The following is a 25,503-nucleotide window of genomic DNA, read 5'->3' as shown; positions in this document are numbered from 1 at the left end:
GTCCTCGTGGCTCACCTCGGGGCTGCCCGCGAGACGCTCGGCGAGCGCTCGGCCCATCCGGTGGTGAGGACCCCGGCCAGGGAGTCCAGCGCTCCGGGGACCAGGGAGTAGTAGGCCCACACCCCCCGCTTGTCCCGGGCCAGGAGGCCAGCCTCCACCAGCACCTTGAGGTGGTGGCTCACCGTCGGCTGGGACAGGCCGAGGGGCTCGACGAGGTCGCACACGCACGCCTCCCCGCCGTCGTGGGCTGCGACCAGGCTCAGCAGCCGCAACCGCGCTGGGTCAGCGATCGCCTTCAGCGTGCGCGCCAGGGCGACGGCGTCATCAGCGCTCAGCGGCTCTCGGACCAGGGGCGCGCAGCACGCCACCGCGCCGACGGCATCCGGTGGGGAGTCGAGCGCGTCCGGAGCGGAGCGGTTGAGCTGCACGGCCGTCACCACGGCAGGGAGTCTGCCACCAGGCATTCATGACTGTCTATGTTGACGCTCATCGATGCCTGTGCCACGGTCCCACCGGTACATCGACCACCACTGCTGGCCGGACGGAAGGACGACCGTGGCCCCCACCACCCGAACGCTCGACACCGTCGAGTGCGCTGGATGAGCGACGTCGCCTCCGAGCGCCCCGCCGCTGGCTCCCAGGCCCCGGTGCTGGCACGCCTGTCGACGCTCGACCGGCTCCTCCCGGTCTGGATCATCGCCGCGATGGCCCTCGGCCTGGCACTCGGCCGCCTGGTCCCCGGACTGGACGACGCCCTGTCCGCTCTCGAGGTGGGCTCGGTGAGCCTGCCGATCGCCCTCGGCCTGCTGGTGATGATGTACCCGGTCCTGGCCAAGGTCCGCTACACCCAGCTCGGACGCGTCACCGGCGACCGCAAGCTCCTCATCGCCTCCCTGGTCCTGAACTGGGTCGCCGGCCCAGCGCTGATGTTCGTCCTGGCATGGCTGCTGCTGCCCGACCAGCCCGAGTTCCGCACCGGCCTGGTGATCGTCGGCCTGGCCCGCTGCATCGCCATGGTCCTCATCTGGAACGACCTGGCCTGCGGTGACCGCGAAGCCGCTGCGGTGCTGGTGGCCCTCAACTCCGTCTTCCAGATCCTCGCCTTCGCCGCCCTCGGCTGGTTCTACCTGCAGGTCCTGCCCACCTGGCTGGGCCTGCCCACCACCAGCGCGGACTTCTCCGTCGCCGCCATCCTCGTCAGCGTGCTGGTCTTCCTCGGCATCCCCCTGGTAGCGGGCTACCTGACCCGCACCCTCGGGGAGCAGGCCAAGGGTCGGGACTGGTACGAGCAGCGCTTCCTGCCCCGCCTGGGGCCCTGGGCCCTGTACGGGCTGCTCTTCACGATCGTGCTGCTCTTCGCCCTGCAGGGCGACGCCATCACCTCCGCCCCCGGTGACGTGGCGCGCATCGCGCTGCCGCTGCTGGCCTACTTCGTCCTCGTGTTCGGCGGCAGCTTCCTGCTCGGCCGGGTGATCGGGATGGACTACGCCCGCACCACCACGCTGAGCTTCACCGCGGCCGGCAACAACTTCGAGCTGGCCATCGCCGTCGCCATCGGCACCTTCGGGGTCACCTCCGGCCAGGCCCTGGCCGGCGTGGTGGGCCCCCTCATCGAGGTGCCGGTGCTCGTGGCGCTGGTCTACGTGGCGCTGTGGGCCGGGCACCGCTTCTTCCCGAACGACCCCACCGCCCCCCCGGCAGCCGCGACCTCTCGGAGCCCTCGATGACCCCTGACCAGACCCACGCCACCACCGCGCCCCGCGTGCTCTTCGTCTGCGTCCGCAACGGCGGGAAGTCCCAGATGGCCGCGGGCCTCATGCGACAGAGCGCCGAACGCCACGGCCTGGACGTACGGGTCTCCTCTGCAGGCACCCGAGCCGGGGACGAGCTGAACGCTCTGTCGGTGGCGAGCCTGGCTGAGGTGGGCATCGACATCTCCACCTCTCGCACCCGCCAGCTCACCGACGACGACGTGCGCGCCGCCGACCTCGTCGTCGTCCTCGGCAGAGAAGCTCACGTCGACCCCGTCGGCGGCACGCCCGTCGAGGTGTGGGAGACCGACGAGCCCTCGCAGCGCGGGATCGAGGGCGTGGAACGCATGAACCTCATCCGCGACGACATCGCGGCCCGCACCGACGCGCTGGTGCAGGAGCTGGCGGCTTCGGCGAGCTGAGGCGCATCGAGTGACCAGCCGCGACCTCGGCGCTCAGGTCGCGGCGGGACCGACCACCGGGGGATGTCGTACCGGGAGCGACGAGCGGACTCGCCGGAGGTGGCTGCTCAGGCCCGGGGGTGGAGGTGGAGGTCCAAGCCGTCCAGGAGGACGTCCAGACCCTTGTCGAGCTCGTGCGCCCCGTCGAAGTCGGCCAGGGCGCTGGCCAGGGAGCGCACTCGGGGGAACTCCCTGAGCGGCAGGCGGTGCAGCCCCAGGCGCAGCACGTCGTCGTCCTCCTCGGGGGCGGCGACCAGCTCCTGCAGCTCGTTGAGGACGTGGCCGTGCAGGAACCCGAAGAAGATGCGGTAGACGTGCAGCGCGTCGACGGGGTCGAAACCGGCGGCGACCAGCAGCTCGAGGAGCTGCTCCAGCGGGCGCAGCGTGCCGAGGGGTCGCAGCCCCAGCGGTGTGGCCAGCGGGCGCGTCACCAGCAGCGGCACGACGTGGGGGTGCGACAGGGCCAGGCGCCGGAAGGCGTGCGCGGTGGCGCGCAGCTGACCCCGCCAGCCACCCGGGCCTTCGACCTCAGACCCGCCGACACCGGCCAGGTCGGTGACGGCGGGGACCTCGAGCTGGGCGAGCACGAGCTCGACCACGCCGTCCAGCAGCGCGTCCCGGTTGGCCGCGTAGCGGTACAGGGCCATGGGATCGCGGTGCAGGCGCTGGCCCAGGCGCCGCATCGTCAGGGCGTCGAGACCTTCGGAGTCGACCAGGTCCAGCGCGGCCGACAGCACCACCTCGCGGCTCAGCGCCGTCCGTCCCGGCGCTCCGGCTGTGCCACCTGCGCGGCGCGACGACCCGGACGGGGGCACGGTCCCCTCCTCGTGCTCGGGCACGGTCGGCTCAGAGCTGGTAGCTGCCACGGACGTCGCCCCCTCGGTCGGCTCGAGCCGCCAGGTGCGACCACCACGGCACTGCGAGACCCGCGGCGACGTCCCGTCGACCCTAGCCGCGTTCGCAGAACCACGCTCCTACAGGTAGCGTCTACACTGTAGACGGACGCTGTAGTAGCAACCTGGTCCGTCCTGGCGGCTGCTCGCCTCGAAGGGCACCCCACGTTCTTCCGCGCTGCTGGTGACGCCACCCAGCAGCGCGGAGCACCACGACCGCCGCAGCCCCACCGCCGTGCCCGGCAGGGCCCCGGTGCGCCGGAGCTCCAGCTCGACGACCGGACCAGGAGGTCCTCATGAGCACCACCACCCGCACCGGTCCGGACCCCGCCCTCCCGGAGCAGGCACCGGCCGGGCCGCACCCCAGGACGCAGCGACCGCGAGAGCGTGCCGTCAGCACCTACGCCGCCCTGTCCGCCCGCGTCCAGGCCGCCGGCCTCATGGCCCGCCGCCGCTGCTACTACGCCGTCCGCACCGCGGCTGCCACCGCGGTCGCCGCCGCCGTCGTCACCGCCGTCGTCCTGCTCGGCGAGACCTGGTGGCAGCTGCTGCTGGCCGTGGCGGTGGGGGTGCTGGCCACCCAGTTCGCCTTCTTCGGGCACGACGGGGCCCACCGCCAGATCTTCGAGTCCGCCCGCGGCAACGACTGGGCCGCCCGCATCTTCGCCGGACTGCTCGCGGGCCTGAGCTACGGCTGGTGGATGCGCAAGCACTCCAAGCACCACGGCGCGCCCAACCAGCTGGGCAAGGACACCGACATCGAGTCCACCGTCGTCGCCTTCCACGAGGAGGAGGCGCGCAGCCGCCGCGGCCTGAGGGCGCGCCTGACCCGCCACCAGGGCTGGCTCTTCCTGCCCCTGCTCCTGCTGGCCGGGGCCAACCTGCACGTCGCCTCGGCCCGTGCGCTGGTGGCGCGCGGCGCCAAGGGCCGCTGGACCGACGTGACCCTGCTGGCAGCGCACTGGGGGCTGTACCTGACCGGGCTGCTGCTGGTGATGGCACCGCTGCAGGCGCTCGCCTTCGTCGGGGTGCACCTGGCCGTGCTCGGCGTGTGCATGGCAGGCGCCTTCGCCCCCAACCACGTCGGCATGCCCGTCATCGCCCGCGGTGCCCGGCTCGACTTCCTGTCCCGCCAGGTGCTCACCTCCCGCAACGTCTCCGGCGGCGCGTGGGTCGACTTCGCCATGGGCGGGCTGAACCGCCAGGTCGAGCACCACCTCTTCCCGAGCATGCCCCGGCCGAACCTGCGACGCGTGCAGCCGATCGTGCGCGCCTTCTGCGCCGAGCACGGCATCGCCTACACCGAGCAGACCCTCGTCGGGTCCTACCGCTCGATCATCGGCCACCTCAACCGGGTCGGCCTCCAGGCCGGAGACCCGTTCACCTGCCAGTCCGCAGCCCACCTGCGCGCATGACGAACCGCACCCCCACCGTCCCCGCCGGCGTCATCGGCCTCACGCTGACCCAGCGATCAGCCGAGGACGCGCCTACCGTGCCCCGCATGGGCGAACACCGGCACGGAGGCTCCCACGAGGACGCGCCACCGCCGCGCGATCCGGTCACCGGCCTGCGTGAGCCCGCCGGCCAGGGCGAGGTGGCCGACCACCACGGGACCGCCGAGCGGTTGACCACGCTGCTGCTCCTGCAGGAGCGGGACCGCCTCAGCACGCGGGCCCGCGACCTGCAGGTGGTCCTCGCGGGCACGCACTCCAGCGCGAGGCGCCGAAGCCTCGCGCACGAGATCGACGACGTCGCCGACCGCCTCGACGAGGTCGCTGACGCCCTGGACGTCGTGGCGGACCGCCGCGACCGCGCCGCCGAGGCCCGGGACACCCGGGCGGTGGGGCGCGACGCCTTCGCCAGGCTGAGCCCCCACCTGCCGGCAGAGCGGGGAGCAGGGGCCATCGAGCGCCACCACGCCGCCGTGGCGCGGGACTGGGCCGCCAGCGACCGCCAGGAGGCCCGCGAGGACCGCAGGCGCGCCGCCAGCGCCCGCCGCGACGCCGCAGCAGCGCGCCGGCAGGCAGCTCTGCTCCTCAGGTCCGACGACGGTGGTGGGACGCCTGAGGAGCGTGACGACGGCACTCGAGACGCCCGGGTCCGCCCCGTCGCTCCCGTCGATCCACCCCTCTGACGAGTCCGCCCCCTCGACGCCTGCCGCGCGGTCGACATCGAGGCGGCACCCGCCTCCCGCCCGGGAGGAGTCGGGCCCATCGACGTCGCCGCGCCGGTCGCAGCACCAGGGAGAGCAGTCGTGGGACTCGTGCTCGACAGCCGTCAACACTCAGGATGGGCGGTGCTGAGGGCCGCAGGTGAGGTCGACCTCTTCACCGCTGACACCTTCGCCGAAGCGATCAGAGCGCTGCTGCCCCCGGCACCCGTCCCCTCCCCCCGCGGAGTGGTGATCGACCTGCTGCAGGTGGCCTTCATGGACTCCACCGGACTGGGCGTCCTGGTGGGTGGCTACCAGCGGGCGAAGCGCAGCGGTCGCGCGCTGCGCCTGACCGGCACCTCCGACCAGCTGCAGATGATGCTGTCCGTCACCGGGCTGGCCGCCGTCCTGGAGGTGTTCCCGGACGTGGAGGCGGCCACAGCCTGAGCCGTTCAGCCGTCAGCCGCGACGTCCTCCGGGAGCGAGCGGGGACCGGCCTCGGCCGGCCGAGGCCGGTCCTGGCGGTGCAGCCGGACGGCGATCAGCGCCACGTCGTCATCCGCGCGCTCCCCCTGGACGTCGACGAGTCGCACCAGCAACCCGTCCACGAGGTCGTCCAGACCCGCGCCAGCGGCCGCGAGGTCCTCCGCCGCGAGCCGCAGCCGCTCCAGCCCGACCTCGAGGGACTCACCGCGCCGCTCCACCAGCCCGTCCGTGTACAGCAGCAGCGTGGAGCCGCGGTCGACGGTCACCTCGGACTCGTGACGAGGGGTCTGGGGATCCACGCCCAGCATCAGGTCGGCGCCCATCGCGCCCAGCAGCGTCACCGCGCCATGGCCGTCGATCAGCAGGGGCGGCAGGTGACCCGCGCTGGACCAGCGCACCCGGCTCACACCACGCGCCCGCTCGTCCGGACTCTGCTCCAGACGCGCCACCAGCGCTGTGGCGGAGGTCTCGAGCATGAGGGTGCGCAGCAACCGGTCCGTGGCGGTCAGCACCGCCGCCGGGCCCTCCCCGGTGTGGGCGGCCACGGAGCGCAGCATGGTGCGCACCTGCCCCATCGCGGCGGCGGCGATGGTGTCGTGGCCGATCACGTCCCCGATGACCAGCACCGAAGACCCGTCGGGCTGGATGAAGGCGTCGTACCAGTCTCCGCCGACCTGGGCTGCACGCGCGGCGGCACGGTAGCGCACCACCACCTGGGCGTGGTCGGGCTCGGGGGGAGCGGTCAGCAGGGACCGCTGCAGGGTCTCCCACGCCGCGGCAGCCGCCAGGGCCGCTGCACGTTCCGCCTCCGCCACGAGCAGGCGGTCCAGCACCTGCGCGCACTGGGCGGCGAAGGCCGACAGCAGCTCCACCTGCTCGGCGTCGAAGACCTGCGGGTCTCGCCACCCGGCGACGAGCGCCCCCAGCCGGTGTCCTCCGGCGGTCAGCGGCAGGCAGGCGAAGGCCTGGGAGCCGCTGGACGCCATGACCGCGCCCATCTCAGGACCCCACCCGGTGCTTGCTGCGGCGTCGTGCAGCAGGACCGTGCGTCCGGTGGTGGCCGCCACGCAGGCTGGCAGAGGGCTGTCCGAGGGCAGCCGCGCGTAGTCGCGCTGGGTCGCCTCCCCGAAACCGTCGGTGATGGTCAGGTCCATCGTGGTGGCGTCCCCGGGGGTGAAGATGGCCACCGCCCCGCCGTCACAGCCCAGGGCAGCGAGTCCCTGGTCGCTGATCTGGTCGGTGAGGTCCTGCACCGAGCGCGCTTCGGCCAGCGCCAGGGCGGTCCGGGCCAAGCCGGCCAGACGGGAGGCGGCGGTCTCACGGGCAGCGGTGAGGGCCTGCACCTGCACCGCGCGGGCGTACAGGTCCGCCTCCAGCTCCCGGGTCCGTCCGCGCAGCAGGGCGGTGGATCGCTGGACCTCCTCGGCGACGGCCTGCAGGGCGCCGGCGGGCAGGCCGGTGCGCCGCGCGACCTCGTCGGTCACGTCCTCGGTGAGGTGCAGCAGCCCGCTCACGCGCACGGGGGCTGTCTCGGAGCCCTGTGCTCCCGAACGCACGGGAGCGAGCGCGGGAGCCGCTGCGGCCGTGAGCGGCTCGGTGACGGGGAAGGTGGTGAAGCTCCACCACCGCTCGCTGAACCCGGTGGGGCTGCGGGCGTCGGGCAGGTCGTACTTCTGCAGCGGCACCGGGTCCGGCTGGCCGGTGTCGAGCACCCGCTGCAGGGAGGCCCTCACCAGCACCACGGGGTCCACCGCTCCCCGGCGGACCGCCTCCTCGGCGGCGTCCGACCGCGGGAAGGCGTCGAACAGGTGGCGGCCCACCAGCTGCTCGCGGGTCATCCCCATGGTCGTCGCGTACACGCCGCTGACCTGGACGATCACCAGGTCGGTGTCCAGGAGAACGCACGCGAAGGGCAGCGCGTCGAAGACGCTGCGGAGGTTCTCGCGGCTCACCACGAACGACCATCCTGCGCGGTGCGTCAAGCACCGCCGCGGCAGACGCCCCCGGGGTGGTCGCCGGCGATCTCCACGCCACGTCGGCGACCCACCGCCCGGCGAGCGGGCTGCTCCGGTTGCGGGGGCGGGTCGTCAGCGGGATCGTGGCACCACACCCAGATCGCCCCATCGCCCCGGCCCCGGTGATGAGCACCGACAGTGCTCCCCGGCACCCGCGAGGCCATGGCCCCGCCGCCACCGGAGAGCACCGGGGCCCGGACGGTCCGCGCCGCCAGAGCAGCAGCCGCTGCACCGGCCCGAACGGCACGGGGAGTCGACGATGCCCAGCCCGGAAGCTGCTGAGCCCCTCCCCGGTCCTGCGGCAGCTGGTGGGGTCGCGCTCCCGGGGGCACACCCCGCAGAGCCCCGAACGCCCAGCGAGCTCGGTCGACGCTGACCGCGCAGCCGACCCGGACGGGTCCCGCCCTCGGCCGGCCCACCCACCGCACACCGACCACCGCACAGACCACGGAGGACACCATGTCCAGCACCCCCACCCCCGGTCCCCGCACCTCGAGCGCCGGCGCCTCGTCCGCCAACGGCGGCAGGGACGTCGAGCTGGCCACCCGCGCGGGCACCACCACCATCGCCGACACGGTCGTGTCCAAGATCGCGGGGATCGCCACCCGCGAGGTCAGCGGGGTGCACTCCGTGGGCGGCGGCGCCGCCCGCGCCATGGGCTCCCTGCGCGAGCGCATCCCCGGGGGCAGCACCAACCACTCCCAGGGCATCTCGGTGGAGGTCGGGGAGACGCAGGCAGCCGTCGACATCGACCTCATCGCCGAGTACGGCGTGGCCATCGCCGACCTGGCCGGCTCCGTGCGCCGCAGCGTCGTCACCAGCGTGCAGCGGATGACCGGGCTCGAGGTCACCGAGGTCAACATCGCCGTCAACGACGTCCACGTCCCGTCCGAGGACGACGACTCCTCGTCCCCGGACGACCGCGGGAGCACCCCGCGGCAGACCCGCGTCCAGTGAGCACCCCACCGGCCGCCCCGACCGCCACCGAGGCGCCGGACCTGTCCGAACTGGTCGCCGAGGTCGTCCTCGCGGTGCCCGGAGTGGCTGCCCTGCACGCGGGCCCCTCCGGAACGGTGGCCACCTACCTGCCCCGCCGGCGGGTCACCGGGGTCGCCGTGCGCACCGACGGCGGACGGCCGTCGGTGGAGGTGTGCGTGGTGGCGGCACCCGTCCGCGGCCTGCGCACCGACCTCGCGGCCCTCGCCGCACGGGTCCGCCGCGCGGTGGGCACCCTCGTTCCGCTGCCGGTGGACGTCACCGTCGCCGACCTGGCGGACCGCACCGACCTCGACACCCCACTCGAAGGGGAGCACCCATGAGCACACCCGTGATGCAGGGCGTCATCGCCGGCCTCCTGCTGGCCGTCGCCGCGGCGGTCGGCGGCTGGTCGGCCTTCGCCCTGGCCGTCTTCCTCGGCGCTGTCGGCGGCCTGGTCGCGGCACAGGCCTCCGGCAGGATCGACGTCGTCGAGGCGGTGTCGGGCCGTGGCCGCGGCTGACGGCGAGGGCGGTGACGAGCCCGGTGGGCGCGGCCGCCTCACCGTGGCCGACCGCGCGGTCTCCCGCCTGGTCCGCGCCGCCGTGCTGACCGCACCCGGTGTGGCCCCCGCCAGCCGCACCAGCGGCGTGGTCTCCGGCTCGCTGGGCCGCGACCTCCCTCGCGTGGAGGTGGCCAGGGCCGGCACGCAGGTGGACGTGGAGGTCGAGGTCGCCTCGGTGTGGCCCCGCGCCGCCGCGGACACCGCCGACGCGGTGCGCTCCGCCGTCACCGCGCAGCTGGCGTCGATGGCCTCGCTGAGCACCGGCGCCGTCAGCGTCGCCGTGGTCGCCGTGGTGCGCCCCCGGGACGACCGCGGCGAGCACAGGCGCGTCTCGTGAGCGCCGACCCCACGACCCCGACGACGACGGGGCCAGCGCCGCTGCGGGCCGCTGCTGCGCGCACCGGCGCCGGTCCGATCGGGTGGGTCGGTCCCCTGCTGGCCCTGCTGCTGGCCCTGATCGGCCTCGTGCTGCTGCGGGACGGCGTCTTCGCCCCCCGAGGTGGCACCGGCTGGCCGGGCGGTCAGCAGTCGTGGCTGACCAGCGCCACCACCCCCGTCGACGGACTGACCCGCGCCCCCTGGGTGGTCGCCGCCGGCGTGGCGCTGGTGCTGCTGGGACTGGCCCTGCTGGTGGTCGCGCTGCGCCGGCGCACCCGCAGAGTGCTCGCGCTGGCCGGGTGCAGCGGTGCCCACCTGCTGCCCGCCGACGTGGCGCGCCGCGCACGCGCTGCCGCCGAGGACGTCGACGGCGTCCTGGACGCGTCGGCCTCGGCGACGCGCCGTACGGTGGTGGTCGAGGTGACGACCACCGGAGGTGCCTCCGGCGGTGGGGGCGGTGACGTCCGCGCCCGGGTGGCCTCCGCCGTCGCCGGGTCCCTGGCGGCGCTCACCGCTCCGCCGCGGGTCCGCGTCCACGCGGCCACCGGCGGCCCGCAGCGCTCGGGGAGGACCTCGTGAGCCGCCGCGTGCTGGGCTGGGACCGCACCGCCGCCGTCCTCGTCGCCCTGGTCCTGCTCGCCCTGGGTGCGGCCGCGGTGCTGTGGGGAGCGGGACAGCTGACGCGCGTGTGGTCCGCGGCACCCGAGCAGCTGTCCACCACCCCCCTCGACGACGTCACCGCCACCAGCTGGTGGCGGTGGACCTCCACCGCGGCAGGAGCGGTGCTGGCGCTGCTGGGCCTGTGGTGGCTGCTGGCGCACCTGCCGAGCACCCGCGTCGGCCCGCTGCGCCTGCCCGGGTCCGGCCGGGGCGGGCGGTCCACCGTCGACGGCAGCTCAGCGGTCGCCGCTGCGGCCGAGGTGCTCGGTGAGCTCCCCGGCGTGAGGGCCTCCTCGGGCCGGCTCAGGGAGGTGCGCGGGCAGGTGGTCGCCGACATGAGCGTGACAGCGGGCCCCCGCACCGACCTCGCCGCGCTGTCGGCGGGGATCGACGGGGTCAGCAGCGACCTGGCGCGGGTGCTCGGCCGCGACGACGTGCGCTCCCGCGTGCGGGTGCGGATCGCTCGCCGCGACCGGGCTGCGGCCAGGGTCCGCTGACCCGTCACGGCTCGGGGGACGCGTCGGGGTCGGGTGGCGGCCCGCGGCGCCCGGTCGCCGCGGGCCGGTTCCTCTGCGACAGTGGAAGCACACGTCGGTGCCAGGACCCGCATTGAGAAGCACGCCGCTCTCAGAACGAGGTACCCCTGATGACGACCGACACCAACTCCTCCTCCGCCCGCTCACCCCGCGGGGCCGAGCGGGTCGAGGACGACCGCCGCGCCGGCAAAGCAGGCCTCGCCGTCGCCGGGCTGGGGATCGTGGTGTTCAACGCCTCCCCCTTCATGAACTGGGTCGACCCCTCCGGGGAGGGCGACCCGCGCACCGGGTACGCCTCGGACTCCCTGGTCCCCTTCATCGCCTACCTGGGCCTGGGCCTGCTGCTGGCCATGCTCTACGCCGCCTCCCGCGCCCGTCGCGGCCAGCACCGCGGGCTGACCCTGGTCTCGATGGCGGTCGGCCTGGCCGCCACGCTCCAGTGCATCGCCTTCGCCGTCCAGCCGATGGGCGGCCTCGAGCGCGGTGACGACCTCGCCGCCCAGATCGGCGTCTACGTCGGCATCGTCGGTGCCGCCCTGTGGGCCTTCGGCTCGGGCCTGCTCGCCAAGGAGATCGAGGGCGACGACGGCCGCAGCCGCTCGGACCGCTGACCCCCGGCGGGCCGCGTCCCCGCCGACCTGGACCACCGGCGGCGCCGCGCCCCCTCCCAGGCCCGGCCTCCTGCCGTCCCACCACCCCCGCCCCGAGGAGCTCCATGACCACTCTCCAGACGACCAGCCGCATCCTCCACGACCTCGGGGGAGCTGCCTGGTTCGGCGGCAACCTCATGGGTGCCGTGGGCCTGAACGGCGCCTCGAAGGCGGTCACCGACCCGGTGGACCGCATCCCGGTGGCCACGGCCGGCTGGGCGCGCTGGACCCCGCTGCAGGCCGTCGGGGCAGGCGCTCACCTCCTCGGGGGGCTGGGCATCCTCCTGGCCAACCGCGACCGCGCCGCCACCCGCCAGGACGTCGCCGTGAACACCCGCACCAAGCTGGTGCTGACGGTCGTGGCCGCCGGAGCCACCGCCTGGGCGGGGGTGCTGGGCGGCAAGCTCGCAGCCGACGGAGCCGTTCCCGCGGTCAGCGGCGTCGTCCCGGCAGCGGAGACGCCCACCGGTGTGAAGGCCGCCCAGCAGCAGCTGCGCGCCCTCCAGTGGCTCATCCCCTCCGTGATGGCCGTGGTGATGGCGCTGAGCGCTCAGCAGGGTGAGCAGCAGGCGCGCGACGCCGGCTCACCCGAGGCCCGCGACGCCGCCGGGTGGCACCGCCTGGTGCGCCGCAGCAGCTGACCCGGCACCGGGGGCCGCGGCGGCCCCTGGGCCGCCCACCGCAGCTCCGCCCCGGTCCTCCCCGCCTCAGGGGAGGTCAGCGGTGGAGCTGCGGTGCTCCAGCACGGACCTGACCGGCGTCCGGCGCTCGACCACGCCGGCGGCGAGGTCGCTCAGGCGCAGCCCGTGGTCGCGCGCGTAGCCGCGCAGCTGCGCGTGCGCCTGCGCCATGCTGATCGAGCCCGAGTACGCCAGCACGCCCTTCGCCTGCTCCACCACGACACGAGCCCGCAGGGCGTCCTGGAGGTGCGACTCCAGGACGGCGTCGTCCTCCGCCGGCGCCGGTGCGCTGCTGTTCTGCACGATCGCGACGCTGGCGACGTCGGCCAGCGCCTGGCCCAGGCTGAGGTCGCTGTCGTCGAGGGCGCCGCTGCGCCGGCCGAACAGCCCGAGGGCGCCGAGCCTGCGCGCACGCAGCCGCATCGGCACGGCGTGCACCGACGAGAAGCCCATGCCGAGCGCGACGGCGGCGAAGGCGGGCCAGCGCTGCGCCTGCCCCTCCAGGTCGGGCACCCTCAGCACCTCACCCGACCGGTAGCAGTCCAGGCAGGGGCCCTCCACCCGCTGGGTCTGGAAGACCTCGAGCTCGCGGGTGTCCGCCGACGTGGCGGCGAGCACGTGGAGGACGCCCGAGCCGTCGGCCAGCAGCAGGCCCGCGGAGTCGACGTCGAGGAGGCGGGCGCAGTCCTCGGTGAGCTCCGCGAGCAGCTCCACCACGTCGGCCCCGGTGGCCAGCGCGGTGGCCAGGGAGACGAAGGAGCCGGCGACGTCCTGCTCGCTGCGGGTGCTCATCGCGACTCCTGCTCTCCGGTGCCTCGTGCGTGACGCTGCCACGAACCGTCGTGGTCCAGGGAGAGACGGCCCTCCAGGACGTCCCAGGCGACCTCGCTGGCCGTCTGGCCGGTGGTGTACCCGCGGGCCCGCAGCCGCAGCAGGGCCTCCACGGACGACAGGCCCGCCTGGGCGATGAGGAAGCCGGTGGCCTGGTACACCTCGGTGCGCTCCAGGGACGCCAGCTCCGCCCACGCGGCCGCCGGCTCCTCGTCGTCGACACCGGCCGCCGCCCGCCGCGCGAGCCCCTCCTCGACGTCGAGCAGCGGTGAGGAGGCGAGCCGGGCCGCCGCGAGCGCCCCCTCCAGGCTGCGCCCGTCCAGGGGACCGGCGGTGTGGCGGAACAGGTCGAGGGCACCCACGGTGGCCGCGGCGACGGCGACCGGCAGGGCGAAGATGGCCTCGACGCCGGCCTCCTGGAGGCTGGCGGTGAACGCGGGCCACCGCTGCGCCACCGGGTCCCCCACGTCGGGGACCAGCACGGGCGCTCTCAGGCGGACCGCGTCGAGGCACGGTCCCTCGCCGTAGGTGAACTGGTACTCGTCCAGCCGCCTGCTGAGCGGGCTCGAGGAGCCGAAGGTGCCGCGGGACTGGCCGCGGTCGACCACGGTGATGGCGGCGCCGTCGACGTCCAGCAGCGCGACGCAGGCGCGGCAGAGGCTGTCAGCGGCCGCCAGCCCGGATCCGCTCATCGCCGCGGAGAGCTGGTCACCGATGAGCCCCACCACGCTCACCGCCAGCGGCTGCGCGGCTGGCGGGTGCGGGCACGCCCTCACCGTCGCAGTCTGCGGGTCCGCGCGCGAACGGGGGTCGGGACACCCCTACCTCGCGCCGGGCAGGGCCAGGCCGGTGCTGGCGCCGGAGAGCCGCACCAGCCGCACCACGCTGCGGGAAGGCGTCGAGAGCTCGACGCACCCCCCGCGGACGGCCAGCGCGGCGGCCACCTCGCGCAGCGGTCGCAGGCCGGCGCAGTCGACGAAGGTCACCGCGCTGGTGACCACCACGAGGTGCAGTGCGCCCGTGGAGGTCCACAGCTGCAGCGCGGCCCGCGTGCTGGCCTCGGTGGCGAGGTCGAGCTCGCCGCGCAGGTGCACGACGGGTGGCGGCCCCCCGGGAGGGCTCAGGGCGGCACCGGCGGCGAGGCGCTGGTCGGTGCTCACCCAGCTGTCAGGGGCGGGAGGGACCGGGGAGGTCATGGCAGTTCCGTCCGCTCGTGCCGAGCGCTGCCGGGACCGGGGCCGCACGGCCACGTCGGGGCCGTGCGGACAGCCTGGCAGCCGTGCGGCCCGCTGGCAACCACCTGCCGCCCAACGACCAGGGGGGCGCGGCGCTGTCTCAGCCGTCGAGCTGGTGGGCGTCGAGGCGTCCCTCGACCAGCGCCAGGGCGAGGTCCGCCAGGCGCAGTCCGCGGTGCCGGGCGGTGGTGCGCAGCACCAGGAAGGCGTCAGCCACCGACGTCCCCAGCTGGACGGCGATGACGCCCTTAGCCTGCTCGATGAGCACCCGCGTGTCGAGCGCCCCCTGCAGCTGCACCGCCAGCAGGCGCGAGTCGCTGGTGGCGCGCTCGTGGAGCATCGCGATGGTGGCGATGTCCGCCAGGCCCTGCGCCACGCGGGTCGCGGCCCGGGTCGGGGTGCCGGACGTGGAGGCGAACATGCCCAGCGCACCCAGCGTCTGCTCGCGCAGCCGCAGCGGGACGGCGACGACGCTGCACAGGCCCCGGTCCAGCATGGCGGGGGCGAAGCGGGGCCACCGGCGCTGCACGGACCCGGCGTCGAGCGCCACCACCGGGGCGCAGGTGGCGTAGCACTCCAGGCACGGGCCGTCGTCGACGCTGAGCTGGAACAGCTCCAGCCCGGCCACCGACTCCGAGCTGGAGGCTGCGAGCTGGAGCTGCCCGCGGGGGCCCGCGACGAGGATCCCCGCGGCCGTGATGCCCAGCAGGTGCACGGCGCGCTCGGCCAGGTGCGTCAGGAGGTCGGCGGCGTCGTAGTCCGCCACGAGCGAGTCGGCCAGGCTGACGAAGGCGTCGACCACCTCGCTGCTGACCCCCTCGGCGTCCACAGCGGCGGGTTCCACGCCTCGCGCGGGCGCAGCGTCGACCGTCACGCCGTCGTCCTCGTTGGTCATCAGCCGAAGACCTCCTCGCGGGGCCGCGGCGACCCCTTCGGTGCGGACCGGGTGGTGGAGGGCGCTCACCCGCGAGGGCGCCAAGACGCCACGAGCGGGCACTCGAACGGGTCTCGCCCCGCCGCCAGCCCCACGTCGTTCAGGTGGCGCACCACGATGCCGTAGGAGCGCACCAGGCTCGTCTCGGTGTACGGGACCTCGTGGCGGGCGCAGAACGGGCGCACGAGCTCACGGGCCCGGCGCAGCGCCGGCCTCGGCATCGAGGGGAACAGGTGGTGTTCCACCTGGTGGTTGAGCCCGCCCATCGCGAACGTCACGAACCGGCCGCCGGTGACGTTGCGCGACATGAGCACCTGGCGCCGCAGGAAGCCGAGCCGCTCGCCCTCGGGCACGACCGGCATCCCCTTGTGGTTGGGGGCGAAGGAGCAGCCCATGTAGAGGCCGAACACCGCCAGCTGGACCGCCAGGAAGCTGGCGGCGATGCCCGGCGGCAGCAGCCACGCCAGCAGCCCGACGTAGCCGCCCAGCCTGACGGTGATGAAGGACAGCTCCACCCACCGGCGCTTGACGGGACCACGAGCCCACAGCGACCTCACGCCCTGCACGTGCAGGTTGAGCCCCTCCAGGAGCAGCAGCGGGAAGAAGAACCAGCCCTGGTGCCGGGCGAGGGCGCGCCCCAGCCGCGTGCGGCCGGCCAGGGCCGCGGGGTGGAAGGCGAGTGCGCCGGGCGCGATGTCCGGGTCGGTGCCGATCTGGTTGGGCGCGGCGTGGTGCCTGGTGTGCTTGCGCACCCACCAGGTGGCGCTGATGCCGGTGAGCAGCGGAGCGAGCACCAGGGTCGCCCAGTCGTTCCACCGGCCGGAGACGAAGACCTGGCGGTGGGCGGCGTCGTGCCCCAGGAAGGCCATCTGGGTGACGACCAGGCCCAGCGCGGCGGCCAGGAGCAGCTGCCACCACGAGTGACCGACGAGCACCGAGGCCACCGCCACAGCGGCCAGAGCGCCGAGGAGCGCGGCGAACCGCGCCCAGTAGTAGGCGTACCGCCGCCGCATGAGCCCCGCCGCCTGCACCAGCGCGGACAGCTCGGCGTACGGGGTCGCCGGCCGGCTGCCCGAGCGCCGTCGGGTCCCCTCGCGGGGGGCGGGTGCTGTCGTCGTCATGGGTGTCCTCGTCTCGCGACCGCCGCCGGTGTGCCACCGGGTCCGGGGTAGCTGAGAGGCCAGGAGCCCCGAGTCAGACGGTACGCCGCCCGGTCCGGCCCCGCGAGGGCGCGCACGTCGGTCGGCTGGCGCCGGGCGCGACGGCGGAGCATCCTGCCGGCAGCAGCGAGGACTCCACGCAGTCCTCCGGCCCCGGACCCGGCCGCTGAGCCCGTCAGCCCTGCCCGTGAAGCACGTCGCGGGAGACGGCGGGCGGGAGCGCACGGGCCCGTGCGCTCCCGGTGCCCCGCCCCGCGAGGAGTGACGCGATGGCCGCGAAGAGCAGCGCAGGTGGGCCCGCCGGCCGGGGGGCCGGCCCCGAGGAGCCGGTGCCACCCCCCGACCAGGCCCACCTCGAACAGGACGACCTCGCACACCCGGGGTCCGCGAGACCGTCGTCGCTCACGTCGCTGCTGTGGCGCCGGGAGCAGGTCGCGCGCTGCTCCGGCGCGCTGTCCGTCTACCTGGGCACCACGGTCGCCCAGGCCGAGGCGCTGCTGCTGAGCGAGGCCCGCCGGCGCGGGACACCGGTGGGGCTGCTCGCCCGGCGCGTCCTCACCGACACCGCCGCGGCCAGCAGCTGGACGGCAGAGCGGTGCCCGGTCTGCGAGGACGTCCTCCAGGTGGAGGTCCTCGGCGGCTTCGGGCTCCACCGCGAGCTGATCTGTCCCCGCCACCACGACCGCACCGTCAGTCCGGCCCCCGGGGGAGGCCCAGCACCTGGACGGCGGTGAGCGTCCCGGACAGCAGCTGCTCGGCGACCTCGTCCACCGTTCCTCCCTCCACCGCGCAGTAGGTGCGCATCGCGGCCAGCGCTGGCGACGGCTCGAGACCGGGTGTGCTGCGCACGAGCAGGGCCTCCGCCATCCACACCCGTCCCCTGCGCCACGCCGAGGAGGAGTCGAGCCAGAGCGGCCGCTCAGCTGCGGCCGCCGTCACGGCCTCCAGCACCTCGGCCAGGGCGGTGACCACGGCGGGCCACTCCTGCAGCGGCGGCCCGAGCGCGGCGAGGGGCGCTTCGCTGTAGGCGACCAGCACCACGGGCACGCCGAGCCGCACCCGCACCGGCAGTGCGAGCAGCCCCCGCCACGGCGTGACCCGCACCAGCTCGGCGACGTACACCGGCCACCGGACCTGCGCCGGGGAGCCGGGCGCGCTGAGGTCGTCGACGAGGACGGGAGTTCCCGAGTCGTATGCGGTCCAGCACGGCCCCTCGCCCGCGGTGAACTGCACCTGCTCGGCCACCAGCGCGAGGTCTCCGCTGATGCCCACGGGCACCGAGACCTGCGGCGCCTGGAGGACGCACAGTGCACCGGCGTCCAGGCCCAGCAGCACGACGGCGGTGGCGCACAGCCGGTCGGCGACCTGCGCGGCGGGGACGCCGGCGGTCGAGCGCCGCAGCACGGCCGCGTGGGTCACCCGGCGCGGTCCTGGACGGTCACGGCGGCGCTCGTCCACGGAGGCTCCAACCTGGTGCCGCTGCAGAGGATGGGATCGCTGCTGGAGCCCCGGTCCGCCGTCGCGCGCCTGACCCCACTGTCACCCCGCGGGGAGACGACGGCGCGGTGGGGCGCGGGCCCGGTCCGGAGCGCCGTCGTCGGTGGCGCGGACGGCGCCGCCAGCGGGCGGCGCGTCACCGGGCCCTGCGCCACCTGGCCTCCAGGGGCGTGTCCCTCAGCGAGCGCACCTCCCGGTCGCGGGCCAGGGACGCACCGGCTGCTGCCGGGCTGTCGAAGCGGGGGAACCGGAAGGCGAGCCCCGTGCGCCTCAGGCTGGTCTGCAGCGCTCCCGCCGCGTCGTCGACGACGACGACGTGACCGCCGAGGTGACGGACACGGGTGCGCGCCGAGCTGAGCGCGCGCGTCGCCAGGTCGTCGAAGCGCGTCGCGCGGCGGGCGTCGATGAGCAGGTCCACCGGCTGCGGCCGGTCGGGGCCTCCGGTGTCGAAGGGGTCTCGGTCGGTCGCCCCTGGTGCGCCGGCCCGTTCGACGGCCTCGGACAGGGCGGCGTAGCACTGCCCGCGCAGCTCGTCCGCGTCTGCTGCGGTGACTGCTCCGCTGACCACCAGCAGGCAGGCGCTGTCGTGGTGCTGCCGTTGGACGTCCATGGGGTGCTCCTGGCCTCGACGAGGTGTGTCGGAACACCAGGGGCGGCGGCCGCCTCGGGACGCCGGTCGTGCCGCTGGGGTCCACGACCGGCGGCGCCGGTCTCGACCGGCGGCGCAGCCAGGCGCGCGGGATGCTGCGTCGTGGGGGCTGCTCGCGGCCTCGTTCCTCCCTTACCCCGTCCGTGGCGCGCCACACCTCCCCCGGAGGAGCTGTTCCCCCGGCCCTCAGGCAGCGCGCGCGGCCGTGCGCCGGTGCTGCGCCGTCGCGGCGATGCGGACGGCGGCGCGTGCGGCCAGCACAGCGCGGTCTGCGCGAGCCGCCTCCTGCGCCGCCTCGGCGTGAGCGGCGAGCCCGCGCTCCACGGCACCTCGCAGCCGCGAGGCGGCCTCGTGCCGGCCGAGGAGGTCGAGCAGGTCTCCCGCGTCCACGGGCGCGCCGGTGCGCGCGGCGCCGGTCGCAGCGGCAGCGCACAGGTCGTCCAGCAGGTGGTCCGTGGAGGCAGCTCCCAGGGCCCACACGGCGACGACGACGGCCCGGGCGGCAGCCGGGTCCGCGGCGGACTCGACCAGCCGGTCGCAGGCCTCTCGCAGGGCCTCGACGCCCGCCCCCGTCCCGAGGAGGGACGTCGAGGTGGTCGTCGTGGCGCTCATGCCCGTGCTGTCGGCAGGAACGGCCCGGACCTTCACCACCGGGCCCGTCAGCGCCCTGATCCAGAGGTGGCGGCGCTCCGGGGCTGCGACGCTGGGCGGATGGGTGCTGGACAGGGCTCTCGCGCGGGCGCTGGCCACCCGGAGCACGTCACCGGTCTCGCACGGGCGCTGGCCGACCTCGCGCGCGACATGAACGGGGACCGCTCGTCGTGGGCGGTGCTCGACCGCGCGGTGCACTGCGCGGTGGAGCTGGTCCCCCACGCCGAGCACGGCACCATCACCGGGGCCCGGGTGCGAGGAGGGGTGGTGCCCGCCGCGTCGACCAGTGCTGTCGGACGCCGCCTGGACGAGCTGCAGGAGGAGGTCGGCCAGGGTCCCTGCCTCGACTCCGCCTCGCAGCGCCGGACCACGCGGGTGGACGACCTGGCCTCGGAGACGGTCAGGTGGCCGGAGCTCGCGGCCCGGTCCGGTGAGGTCGGCGCGGCGAGCGTGCTCTGCCTGCAGCTCTTCGTCGGCGACGACGACCTCGGCGTCCTCAACCTCCTCGCAGCAGCACCGCGGGCCTTCGACGAGGAGTCCGAGCGGGTCGGGCTGCTGCTCGCGGCGCACGCGGCCGTGGCGCTGGCGAGCGCCCAGAAGCTGGAGAACCTGGTCGTGGGGCTGACCCACCGCGACGTCATCGGCCAGGCCAAGGGGGTCCTCATGGAGCGGCACCGGCTCAGTGCCGACCAGGCGTTCGAGCTGCTGTCGGCGCGCAGCCAGCAGACCAACCGGAAGCTCCACGACATCGCGTTCGAGCTGACGGCCACCGGCGAGATCCCCCGCCGCTGAACGACGCCTCCGCCGCCGCGGTGGAGGAGCAGTCCGCCACCACCTCCGAGATGGTCCGCAACGTCACCGAAGTCTCGGTGGGCTCGGGGCAGATCTCGGAGAACATCGCCGGGATCGCCACAGGCAGCGAGCAGAACAAGGACAGCGCCGCCCACACCGCGGACACCGCGGCCGACCTGACCGCCTCCGCCGCCCGTCTGGCCGAGCTCACCGGGCGCTTCACGGTCTGACACCGGCCCAGCACAGCCGCGTCCTCCGGAGGGCGCGCTGACGCGGAAACCTCCTCGACAGCGCGCCCTCCGGGATGGCTCCATGGCCGGGTGGCTCCCGACGCGCACTACGAGCACCCGCGCCTGGCGGCGGTCTACGACGCGCTCGACCCCGACCGCAGCGACCTGCTCCCCTACCTCGCCCTGGTCGAGGAGCTCGGGGCGCGCCGCGTGCTCGACATCGGCTGCGGCACCGGGGTGCTGGCGCGGCTGCTGGCGGACCGGGGCCTGGAGGTCACCGGGCTCGACCCGGCAGCGGGGTCGCTGGCGGTCGCCGCCGCCGGGGCCGGGGCCGAGCGCGTCCGGTGGCTGCACGGGGACGCGCGCTCACTGGCCGGCGCCGTGCCGCGCGTCGTCGTCGACCTCGTGGTGATGACGGGGAACGCCGCGCAAGCGGTCGTGGACGACGACGAGTGGGCGGCGCTGCTGCGCGTCGCCCACGACGCGCTGGTGCCCGGCGGCACCTTCGCGTTCGAGACGCGGGTGCCGGAGGCGCGCGCCTGGGAGGGCTGGACGCGCGAGGCCACCGACACCACGCACCACCTGCCGGGGGTGGGTGAGGTGCGCACCTGGTCGGACGTCCTCGACGTGAGCGGCCCGCCCGCCTCCCCCACCGTGGTCTTCGAGCAGGTGTTCACCTTCGCCGACGACGGCGAGGTGCTCCGCTCACGCTCCGTGCTCCGCTTCCGCAGCTGCGAGCAGGTCACCGCGGCGCTGGTCGAGGCCGGCCTGGAGCTGGTCGAGGTGCGCGGCGCCCCTGACCGGCCGGGCCTGGAGCTGGTGCCCCTGGCCCGGCGACCGCTGCGCGAGCGCGCCGAGGGGCTATGACGCCCGCGTGTAGAAGGGCAGCGCCACCACCTGCGCGGGCACGCGGCTGCCGCGCACGTCGACCTCCAGCCGGGTGCCCGGCTCGGCCAGGGCGACGGGCACGTGGGCCATGGCGATCGGGCTGCCCAGCGACGGCGACGGCGAGCCGCTGGTGACGGTCCCGACGGCCTCCCCGGACGTCGGGTCGACCACGGCCTGGCCCGCGCGCGGAGACCGCTTGCCCTCGGCGACCAGCCCGACGAGCACGGCGGCCGGGCCCTCGTCGCGCCGCCGCGCGAGGGCCTGCTCCCCCACGAACCCGTCGGGCTTGCCGAAGACCACCACGCGCCCCAGGCCCGCCTCGAACGGCGTGGTCTCGCGCGTGAGCTCGTGGCCGTACAGCGGCATGCCGGCCTCCAGCCGCAGGGTGTCGCGGCACGACAGCCCCGCCGGCACCAGCCCGAGCGGCCCGCCGGCGGCGGCGAGCGCGGCCCACACGTCCTCGGCGGCGTCAGGACCGCAGTACACCTCGAAGCCGTCCTCGCCGGTGTAGCCGGTGCGCGCCAGCAGCACCTCGTGGCCGGCCAGACGCGCCTCGACGACCGCGTAGTACCGCAGGGCGGCCACGTCGGCGTCGCTCGTGGCGGCCAGCACCTCGGCCGAGCGGGGGCCCTGCACCGCCACCAGCGCCCACTCCGCGGAGGCGTCGTGCACCTCAGCGTCGAAGCCCGCGGCGCGGGAGGTGAGCTCCGCTGCCACCGCGTCGGCGTTGGCGGCGTTGGCCACCACGAAGAACCGGTCCTGGTCGAGGCGGTACACCACGAGGTCGTCGAGGACGCCGCCGTCCTCCGCGCAGAGCATCGAGTACCGCGCGCGCCCCACCCCGATCGCCGATGCCCTGCCCACCAGCGCCCGGTCGAGGGCGCGGGCCGCCTCGGGGCCGCTCACCACCACCTCGCCCATGTGGCTGAGGTCGAACAGGCCGGCGGCGGTGCGCACGGCCAGGTGCTCGGCGGTCTCCGAGCCGTAGCGGACCGGCATCGCCCAGCCGGCGAAGTCGACGAGCTTCGCGCCGAGCGCGCGGTGCACCGCTGCGAGCGGCGTCTCCCTGGCCAACGTGTCCTCCGGTGTGCTGTGGGGGTGCTGTGGGACGGGCGGAGCTGGCCCCGAGGGTGCCACCTCCCGCTGGTGGGGATCGCCAGGGGCACCGCGTGCGCTGCCACGGAGCCCGCGAGCGCGGTACCGTTGAGGTGCTGTTCATCCCGCGCGGGAGAGCCCTGACGACGAGCCGTCGAGCAGGGCGCCGAAGGGGCAACCCTCCCCGGAACCTCTCAGGCACAAGGACCGCGCGGGCGAGGCGACTCAGGAGCTCACTGGCGGGTGACTGAGGGGGAGGCACCGCCACGTCGCGTCCGGGAGCCTCTGTGTCCGACCACTCCACCCTCGCCGAGCTCGGCGAGGACGCCTTCGCCCCCCGCCACCTCGGCCCCGACGCCGAGCAGGTGGCGGCCATGCTGGCCGTCGTCGGCCACGGCTCGCTGGCCGAGCTCATGGACGCGGCGGTCCCCGCGGGCATCCGCACGTCCGGCCCGCTGGACCTGTTCGAGGCGCGCACCGAGCGCCAGGTGGCTGCGGAGCTGGCCGAGCTCGCAGGCCGCAACCGCCCGCTGGAGCCGATGATCGGCCTGGGCTACCACGGCACCACCACGCCGCCCGTGATCCGGCGGAACGTGCTGGAGAACCCCTCCTGGTACACGGCCTACACGCCGTACCAGCCGGAGATCTCCCAGGGCCGGCTCGAGGCCCTCCTGAACTTCCAGACGCTCGTGTCGGACCTCACCGGGCTGCCGGTGGCGGGGGCGTCCCTGCTCGACGAGGGCACCGCAGCCGCCGAGGCGATGACGCTGGTGCGGCGCGCCGACAAGGGCGCGACCGGGCCGTTCGTCGTCGACGTCGACGTGCTCCCGCAGACGGTGGAGGTGGTGCGCACCCGCGCCGCCGCCATGGGCGTCGAGGTGGTCGTCACGGACCTGGCCGGCGGGCTCGCCGCGGCGGCGGTCGACGGCGCTCCCCTGCCGGAACGCGTCAGCGGCGTGCTGGTGCAGTACCCCGGCGCCTCCGGCCGCGTCCCCGCCCTGCGCGGCCTGGCCGAGCAGGTGCGCGAGCGCGGCGGACGGCTGGTCGTCGCGGCCGACGTCCTGGCGCTGACCGTGATGGAGGCCCCCGGCGCGCTGGGCGCCGACGTGGTGGTGGGCAGCACCCAGCGCTTCGGCGTCCCGCTCTTCTACGGCGGTCCCCACGCCGCGTTCATGGCCGTGGCCAAGGGGCTCGAGCGCAACCTGCCGGGTCGGCTGGTGGGGGTCTCGGTGGACAGCACCGGCCAGCGCGCCTACCGGCTGGCGCTGCAGACCCGCGAGCAGCACATCCGCCGCGACCGGGCCACCAGCAACATCTGCACCGCCCAGGTGCTCCTGGCCGTGGTGGCGTCGATGTACGCCGTGTACCACGGTCCCGACGGGCTGCGGGCGATCGCGCAGCGCACCCACCGCACCGCGGCCGTCCTGGCGGCAGCGCTGCGCGAGGGCGGCGTGGAGGTGGTGCACGAGCAGTTCTTCGACACCGTGCTGGCGCGCGTGCCCGGCCGCGCGGAGGCCGTCGTCGCCGCGGCGCGCGAGGCGGGGGTCCACCTGCGCCTGGTCGACGCCGACCACGTGGGCGCCTCCTGCTCCGAGCGCACCGACCTGGAGGTGGTCGGCCGGGTGCTGGGCGCCTTCGGCCTGGACGGCCAGACCGCGGGCGCGGTCGACGAGCGGGCCCTGGCCGACCTCGACGTCCGCACCCCCGACGCGCTCCCGCGAGACCTGCTGCGCACCACGCCCTACCTGGAGCACCCGGTGTTCCACCAGCACCGCTCCGAGACGGCGCTGCTGCGCTACCTGCACCGCCTCTCGCGCCGCGACTACGCCCTCGACCGCGGCATGATCCCGCTGGGCTCCTGCACGATGAAGCTCAACGCCACCGCCGAGATGGAGCCGATCAGCCTTCCCGGCTTCGCCGACCTGCACCCCTTCGCGCCCGCGGAGGACGCCGAGGGCTACCGCCTGCTGGTGGAGCGCCTCGAGGCGTGGCTGGCCGAGGTCACCGGGTACGACGACGTCTCCGTCCAGCCGAACGCCGGCTCCCAGGGCGAGCTGGCCGGTCTGGTGGCCATCCGCGGCTACCACCGCGCCCGCGGCGAGGAGCAGCGCGACGTCTGCCTCATCCCCAGCTCCGCCCACGGCACCAACGCCGCCTCCGCGGTGATGGCGGGGATGCGCGTGGTGGTGGTCGCCTCCGCACCGGACGGCTCCGTGGACCTCGACGACCTGCGCGCGAAGTGCGAGGCCCACCGCGACGACCTGGCCGCGATCATGGTGACCTACCCGTCCACCCACGGCGTCTACGAGCCCGGCATCACCCGGGTGTGCGAGCTGGTGCACGCCGCGGGCGGTCAGGTGTACGTGGACGGCGCCAACTTCAACGCCCTGCTCGGGTACGCCAAGCCCGGGGAGTTCGGCGGCGACGTCTCCCACCTCAACCTGCACAAGACGTTCTGCATCCCGCACGGCGGCGGCGGCCCGGGCGTCGGACCGGTGGCGGTGCGCGCGCACCTGGCGCCGCACCTGCCCACCCACGCCGCGCACCCGGACCCGGCGCGCCGCACCGCGCCCGGCGGCACCGGCGCCATCGCCGCCGCACCGCACGGTTCGGCGGGCATCCTGCCCATCTCCTACGCCTACCTGCGGCTCATGGGCGGAGCGGGCCTGGCGCGGGCCACGGCCACCGCGGTGCTGTCGGCCAACTACGTGGCCGCCCGGCTGCGCGAGGCCTACCCGGTGCTCTACACCGGCGACGGCGGGCTCGTGGCCCACGAGTGCATCCTCGACCTGCGCCCGCTCACCAAGGCCACCGGCGTGACGGTGGACGACGTCGCCAAGCGGCTCATCGACTACGGCTTCCACGCCCCCACCACGAGCTTCCCCGTGGCGGGCACGCTCATGGTGGAGCCTACCGAGAGCGAGGACCTGCCCGAGGTCGACAGGTTCGTCGAGGCGATGCTGGCCATCCGTGCGGAGGCGCAGCGGGTGGCCGACGGCGAGTGGGAGCTGGCCGCCTCTCCGCTGCGCGGGGCGCCTCACACCGCCGAGCGCGCGCTGTCCGGCGAGCTGCCGTACAGCGCGCAGCTGGCGGCGTTCCCCGCCGGCCCCGACCCGGACAAGTACTGGCCTCCGGTGGGCCGCATCGACGGCAGCTTCGGGGACCGCAACCTGGTCTGCTCGTGCCCGCCGGTGGAGGCCTTCGACAGCGCCGGCGCCTGACCGCCTGACGCACCAGCGGCTCCGCCCGGGTCTCCGGCCCCTCCCTTCCTCCGCCTTGTCGCACTTTCCGCGGCAAGTGCGACAAGGGAGGGGCCTTTTCCCGCACCTGCCGCGGAAA

General features: G+C 75.2%; 30 protein-coding genes and 1 riboswitch. Of the genes, 18 read left to right on the top strand and 12 right to left on the bottom strand.

Annotated features, from left to right (window positions below; genetic code table 11):
* Positions 1 to 11 precede the first annotated feature (11 nt).
* On the bottom strand, positions 12 to 464 hold the full coding sequence (locus FMM08_RS11910; RefSeq protein ID WP_147926560.1) for an ArsR/SmtB family transcription factor: 453 nt from the start codon (positions 462 to 464) through the stop codon (positions 12 to 14).
* A gap of 135 nt (positions 465 to 599) precedes the next feature.
* Between FMM08_RS11910 and arsB the strand changes: the two genes are divergently transcribed.
* Together arsB and FMM08_RS11900 are read left to right on the top strand one after the other, a co-directional pair.
* Entirely contained in the window at positions 600 to 1,727 is a 1,128-nt protein-coding gene (gene arsB / locus FMM08_RS11905) for an ACR3 family arsenite efflux transporter (RefSeq protein ID WP_147926559.1), read from the top strand.
* Positions 1,724 to 2,173: an arsenate-mycothiol transferase ArsC gene (locus FMM08_RS11900; protein ID WP_147926558.1), complete on the top strand. Its 450-nt coding sequence runs from the start codon at positions 1,724 to 1,726 to the stop codon at positions 2,171 to 2,173. The genes arsB and FMM08_RS11900 overlap by 4 nt, the downstream gene beginning before the upstream one ends.
* A gap of 107 nt (positions 2,174 to 2,280) precedes the next feature.
* Here the strand turns inward: FMM08_RS11900 and FMM08_RS11895 are convergent, their stop codons facing one another.
* A complete protein-coding gene (locus FMM08_RS11895) occupies positions 2,281 to 3,027 on the bottom strand; it encodes a TetR/AcrR family transcriptional regulator (RefSeq protein ID WP_222710688.1) in 747 nt (248 codons plus the stop codon).
* A 374-nt stretch (positions 3,028 to 3,401) separates the two neighbouring features.
* Between FMM08_RS11895 and FMM08_RS11890 the strand changes: the two genes are divergently transcribed.
* The 3 genes from FMM08_RS11890 to FMM08_RS11880 all read left to right on the top strand — a co-directional run bounded on the left by FMM08_RS11890 (position 3,402) and on the right by FMM08_RS11880 (position 5,704).
* On the top strand, positions 3,402 to 4,520 hold the full coding sequence (locus FMM08_RS11890) for an acyl-CoA desaturase (RefSeq protein WP_147926557.1): 1,119 nt from the start codon (positions 3,402 to 3,404) through the stop codon (positions 4,518 to 4,520).
* Between the two features lie 86 nt (positions 4,521 to 4,606).
* Positions 4,607 to 5,239 carry a hypothetical protein gene (locus tag FMM08_RS11885; RefSeq protein ID WP_147926556.1) on the top strand — a complete coding sequence of 211 codons (633 nt, stop codon included), beginning with the start codon at positions 4,607 to 4,609 and terminating at the stop codon, positions 5,237 to 5,239.
* 120 nt (positions 5,240 to 5,359) lie between these two features.
* On the top strand, positions 5,360 to 5,704 hold the full coding sequence (locus FMM08_RS11880; protein ID WP_369431706.1) for an STAS domain-containing protein: 345 nt from the start codon (positions 5,360 to 5,362) through the stop codon (positions 5,702 to 5,704).
* 5 nt (positions 5,705 to 5,709) lie between these two features.
* Here the strand turns inward: FMM08_RS11880 and FMM08_RS23955 are convergent, their stop codons facing one another.
* Entirely contained in the window at positions 5,710 to 7,695 is a 1,986-nt protein-coding gene (locus tag FMM08_RS23955; protein WP_147926554.1) for a SpoIIE family protein phosphatase, read from the bottom strand.
* Positions 7,696 to 8,217: 522 nt separating this feature from the next.
* Between FMM08_RS23955 and FMM08_RS11870 the strand changes: the two genes are divergently transcribed.
* From FMM08_RS11870 to FMM08_RS11830, 8 genes are all read left to right on the top strand, one after another.
* The gene (locus FMM08_RS11870) at positions 8,218 to 8,715 is read left to right on the top strand and encodes an Asp23/Gls24 family envelope stress response protein (RefSeq protein ID WP_147926553.1); all 498 of its coding nucleotides are present in this window, start codon (positions 8,218 to 8,220) and stop codon (positions 8,713 to 8,715) included.
* The gene (locus tag FMM08_RS11865; protein WP_147926552.1) at positions 8,712 to 9,077 is read left to right on the top strand and encodes a hypothetical protein; all 366 of its coding nucleotides are present in this window, start codon (positions 8,712 to 8,714) and stop codon (positions 9,075 to 9,077) included. Before FMM08_RS11870 ends, FMM08_RS11865 begins: the two co-directional genes overlap by 4 nt.
* Positions 9,074 to 9,256 carry a DUF2273 domain-containing protein gene (locus FMM08_RS11860; protein ID WP_147926551.1) on the top strand — a complete coding sequence of 61 codons (183 nt, stop codon included), beginning with the start codon at positions 9,074 to 9,076 and terminating at the stop codon, positions 9,254 to 9,256. Before FMM08_RS11865 ends, FMM08_RS11860 begins: the two co-directional genes overlap by 4 nt.
* On the top strand, positions 9,243 to 9,635 hold the full coding sequence (locus FMM08_RS11855) for an Asp23/Gls24 family envelope stress response protein (protein WP_187279711.1): 393 nt from the start codon (positions 9,243 to 9,245) through the stop codon (positions 9,633 to 9,635). The genes FMM08_RS11860 and FMM08_RS11855 overlap by 14 nt, the downstream gene beginning before the upstream one ends.
* Positions 9,632 to 10,255, top strand: a complete 624-nt coding sequence (locus tag FMM08_RS11845; RefSeq protein WP_187279710.1) for a DUF6286 domain-containing protein — start codon at positions 9,632 to 9,634, stop codon at positions 10,253 to 10,255. Before FMM08_RS11855 ends, FMM08_RS11845 begins: the two co-directional genes overlap by 4 nt.
* Positions 10,252 to 10,833: a hypothetical protein gene (locus tag FMM08_RS11840; RefSeq protein WP_147926547.1), complete on the top strand. Its 582-nt coding sequence runs from the start codon at positions 10,252 to 10,254 to the stop codon at positions 10,831 to 10,833. The genes FMM08_RS11845 and FMM08_RS11840 overlap by 4 nt, the downstream gene beginning before the upstream one ends.
* Positions 10,834 to 10,982: 149 nt before the next feature.
* Positions 10,983 to 11,483 (top strand): hypothetical protein, encoded by a 501-nt coding sequence (locus FMM08_RS11835; RefSeq protein WP_147926546.1) that lies wholly within the window; start codon positions 10,983 to 10,985, stop codon positions 11,481 to 11,483.
* Between the two features lie 104 nt (positions 11,484 to 11,587).
* Entirely contained in the window at positions 11,588 to 12,163 is a 576-nt protein-coding gene (locus tag FMM08_RS11830; RefSeq protein ID WP_187279709.1) for a hypothetical protein, read from the top strand.
* A 66-nt stretch (positions 12,164 to 12,229) separates the two neighbouring features.
* Here FMM08_RS11830 and FMM08_RS11825 read toward each other — a convergent pair whose 3' ends face one another.
* The 5 genes from FMM08_RS11825 to FMM08_RS11805 form a co-directional block, all read right to left on the bottom strand.
* Complete coding sequence (locus tag FMM08_RS11825; RefSeq protein ID WP_147926545.1) at positions 12,230 to 12,994, bottom strand: GAF and ANTAR domain-containing protein; 765 nt, start codon at positions 12,992 to 12,994, stop codon at positions 12,230 to 12,232.
* The gene (locus tag FMM08_RS11820; protein WP_222710687.1) at positions 12,991 to 13,809 is read right to left on the bottom strand and encodes an ANTAR domain-containing protein; all 819 of its coding nucleotides are present in this window, start codon (positions 13,807 to 13,809) and stop codon (positions 12,991 to 12,993) included. The genes FMM08_RS11825 and FMM08_RS11820 overlap by 4 nt, the downstream gene beginning before the upstream one ends.
* Before the next feature lie 45 nt (positions 13,810 to 13,854).
* Positions 13,855 to 14,229 (bottom strand): STAS domain-containing protein, encoded by a 375-nt coding sequence (locus FMM08_RS11815; protein ID WP_147926544.1) that lies wholly within the window; start codon positions 14,227 to 14,229, stop codon positions 13,855 to 13,857.
* Between the two features lie 139 nt (positions 14,230 to 14,368).
* The gene (locus tag FMM08_RS11810; RefSeq protein ID WP_147926543.1) at positions 14,369 to 15,163 is read right to left on the bottom strand and encodes a GAF and ANTAR domain-containing protein; all 795 of its coding nucleotides are present in this window, start codon (positions 15,161 to 15,163) and stop codon (positions 14,369 to 14,371) included.
* A 65-nt stretch (positions 15,164 to 15,228) separates the two neighbouring features.
* Complete coding sequence (locus FMM08_RS11805) at positions 15,229 to 16,323, bottom strand: fatty acid desaturase family protein (RefSeq protein WP_147926542.1); 1,095 nt, start codon at positions 16,321 to 16,323, stop codon at positions 15,229 to 15,231.
* A 308-nt stretch (positions 16,324 to 16,631) separates the two neighbouring features.
* On the opposite strand from FMM08_RS11805, the gene FMM08_RS11800 reads away from it, so the two are divergent.
* Complete coding sequence (locus FMM08_RS11800) at positions 16,632 to 17,096, top strand: hypothetical protein (protein WP_147926541.1); 465 nt, start codon at positions 16,632 to 16,634, stop codon at positions 17,094 to 17,096.
* Here FMM08_RS11800 and FMM08_RS11795 read toward each other — a convergent pair.
* The 3 genes from FMM08_RS11795 to FMM08_RS11785 all read right to left on the bottom strand — a co-directional run bounded on the left by FMM08_RS11795 (position 17,053) and on the right by FMM08_RS11785 (position 19,120).
* Positions 17,053 to 17,781 carry a GAF domain-containing protein gene (locus tag FMM08_RS11795; protein WP_187279708.1) on the bottom strand — a complete coding sequence of 243 codons (729 nt, stop codon included), beginning with the start codon at positions 17,779 to 17,781 and terminating at the stop codon, positions 17,053 to 17,055. The genes FMM08_RS11800 and FMM08_RS11795 overlap by 44 nt on opposite strands.
* A gap of 214 nt (positions 17,782 to 17,995) precedes the next feature.
* On the bottom strand, positions 17,996 to 18,469 hold the full coding sequence (locus FMM08_RS11790; protein ID WP_147926539.1) for an STAS domain-containing protein: 474 nt from the start codon (positions 18,467 to 18,469) through the stop codon (positions 17,996 to 17,998).
* A 225-nt stretch (positions 18,470 to 18,694) separates the two neighbouring features.
* Positions 18,695 to 19,120, bottom strand: a complete 426-nt coding sequence (locus tag FMM08_RS11785; RefSeq protein ID WP_147926538.1) for a hypothetical protein — start codon at positions 19,118 to 19,120, stop codon at positions 18,695 to 18,697.
* Between the two features lie 99 nt (positions 19,121 to 19,219).
* Between FMM08_RS11785 and FMM08_RS11780 the strand changes: the two genes are divergently transcribed.
* The 3 genes from FMM08_RS11780 (at position 19,220) to FMM08_RS11770 (ending at position 21,048) form a co-directional block, all read left to right on the top strand.
* Entirely contained in the window at positions 19,220 to 19,951 is a 732-nt protein-coding gene (locus tag FMM08_RS11780) for a GAF and ANTAR domain-containing protein (RefSeq protein ID WP_147926537.1), read from the top strand.
* 20 nt (positions 19,952 to 19,971) lie between these two features.
* A complete protein-coding gene (locus FMM08_RS11775; protein WP_147926536.1) occupies positions 19,972 to 20,181 on the top strand; it encodes a hypothetical protein in 210 nt (69 codons plus the stop codon).
* A gap of 90 nt (positions 20,182 to 20,271) precedes the next feature.
* Positions 20,272 to 21,048 carry a class I SAM-dependent methyltransferase gene (locus FMM08_RS11770; RefSeq protein ID WP_147926535.1) on the top strand — a complete coding sequence of 259 codons (777 nt, stop codon included), beginning with the start codon at positions 20,272 to 20,274 and terminating at the stop codon, positions 21,046 to 21,048.
* On the opposite strand, the gene gcvT is transcribed toward FMM08_RS11770, so the two are convergent.
* Complete coding sequence (gene gcvT / locus FMM08_RS11765) at positions 21,043 to 22,143, bottom strand: glycine cleavage system aminomethyltransferase GcvT (protein ID WP_147926534.1); 1,101 nt, start codon at positions 22,141 to 22,143, stop codon at positions 21,043 to 21,045. The genes FMM08_RS11770 and gcvT overlap by 6 nt on opposite strands.
* A gap of 141 nt (positions 22,144 to 22,284) precedes the next feature.
* A riboswitch (glycine riboswitch) is annotated at positions 22,285 to 22,384 on the top strand.
* A gap of 67 nt (positions 22,385 to 22,451) precedes the next feature.
* On the opposite strand from gcvT, the gene gcvP reads away from it, so the two are divergent.
* Entirely contained in the window at positions 22,452 to 25,385 is a 2,934-nt protein-coding gene (gene gcvP, locus FMM08_RS11760; RefSeq protein WP_147926533.1) for an aminomethyl-transferring glycine dehydrogenase, read from the top strand.
* Positions 25,386 to 25,503: the final 118 nt, after the last annotated feature.

It is taken from the genome of Quadrisphaera setariae (assembly GCF_008041935.1).
GTDB lineage: Bacteria > Actinomycetota > Actinomycetes > Actinomycetales > Quadrisphaeraceae > Quadrisphaera > Quadrisphaera setariae.
This window is presented reverse-complemented; position numbering and strand designations above follow the sequence as displayed.